The sequence below is a fragment of the Nocardioides sp. genome (assembly GCF_050699375.1).
In the GTDB taxonomy this organism is placed as follows: Bacteria; Actinomycetota; Actinomycetes; order Propionibacteriales; family Nocardioidaceae; genus Nocardioides.
Map to the genome: position 1 here is coordinate 1 of NZ_JBOHDN010000335.1, position 1,569 is coordinate 1,569.

The window sequence follows — 1,569 nt, forward strand, 5'->3', positions numbered from 1 at the left end:
GCGATCATGAGGGGGTACGAGCGAGTACGAATGGCCCTGACTGAGCGTGACTGGAGTCGCTGAGCGGGATCGGCGGTGGGTGATGAACCCGGCGCCGCTGATCGCGTAGACTGGTCTCTGACCTGCACATACGCAGGCTTCGGGGAACGTTCATTTCAGAGCATCAACCGACCATCAACGAGCATGAGTGAGCGTGTAGGCATGGCGAGTGTGCGTGAGAACGGCGAAGACGGTCACGAGAAGACATATTCGGTGCTGTTTCGGCAGAACAAGAAGCAGCGCTCGAAGACCTTCGAGACCCCCGAGGCGGCCGAGGCCTTCAAGAACAGCATCGACCTGGTCGGCGTGGAGCGTGCGCTGAAGTACCTACTCGACGAACAGCCCCAGCAGGCGGGCATGAGCCTGGACGAGCTCGCCGAGAAGTGGCTGGCAGCCAAGAAGGGCGCCGTCACGCCGTACATCCACCACAGCTACGGCCGCGACTACAACAACTGGATCCGGGACCGGCTCGGATTCCGTGAGGCCGCGGGCATCACCGAGAGGGACGTGCAGGACTGGGTCGACTGGATGAAGGTGCACCCCTCTGCGACCGGGGAGCCGCTGTCGGCGAAGTCGATCGGCGACAAGCACACGATCCTCCACCAGATCTTCAAGTGGGGCTCGGCCAGAACCCGCGGCCTCGTCGAGCGCAACCCGTGCAAGGAGACCGAGCTCCCCAAGCGGTCCAAGAAGAAGCCGAAGGGCCTGCGCGTCCCCGAGCTCATGGCCCTGCTCGAGACCGGCGAGCGGATCGGCGATCGGGACACCGCAGACCTCGTGGCATTCCTGGCCGGCACCGGGTGGCGGATCAGCGAGGCGATCGCCCTCACGGCCGCAAGCATCGAGGATGAGGGCGACAAGCTCTACGTCTCCATGGACCGGATCCACCGCCGCATGGTCGGCTTCACCGAGGGCGGTAAGTCAGAGGCGTCCGAGGGGCGCAGGCTGCGCGTCCTTGGTCCGGCGGTCGGCTTCGTGCGGCGACGTATGTTCGACGAGGACGGGAAGCCGAAGAGCCCCGGCGATCTCGTCTTCACATTCCAGGACGGACGGCCTGGCCCGAGCCGAACCAAGCCATGGAACCAGACCTCGTTCCGTGGCCGGCGCTGGAAGCGGCTTGTCGAGGAGGCTGGGCTGGCCGACCGCGGGCCGACCCCGCACTGGCTCCGCCATACGCACGTCGCGATCTGCCACGCCGCTGGCCTGACGCTGGCCGAGATCATGCGACGCGTCGGCCACGACGACATCCAGACCACGATCAACATCTATGGTCGGATGATCGACGAGATGTCAGATGAGTCGGCGCTGAGGCTCGACATGTTGCTGACGCCGCGACCCGCGGGCGAACAGGTCATCGAAGGGACCGTGGTCGTCGAGGTGGCAGCACCCAGGGAGACGCCTAAGCAGCGATAGCAGGTCGCGCCGAGAGCGCCTGCAGAATCTCCAGGAGCGGGACCACGTTGACGCGGTCCCTTCGGATGAAGAGCCAGACGTTGCCGTCGGGCTCGCGTGCGCAGACCCACCAGTGGG

The 1,569-nt window shown here is 65.6% G+C and carries 1 protein-coding gene; it reads left to right on the forward strand.

All coding sequences use genetic code 11. The features are described 5' to 3' along the window. Positions 1–183: 183 nt before the first annotated feature. Positions 184–1,452, forward strand: a complete 1,269-nt coding sequence (locus ACRDPS_RS22845; RefSeq protein ID WP_431503962.1) for a tyrosine-type recombinase/integrase — start codon at positions 184–186, stop codon at positions 1,450–1,452. Positions 1,453–1,569 lie beyond the last annotated feature (117 nt).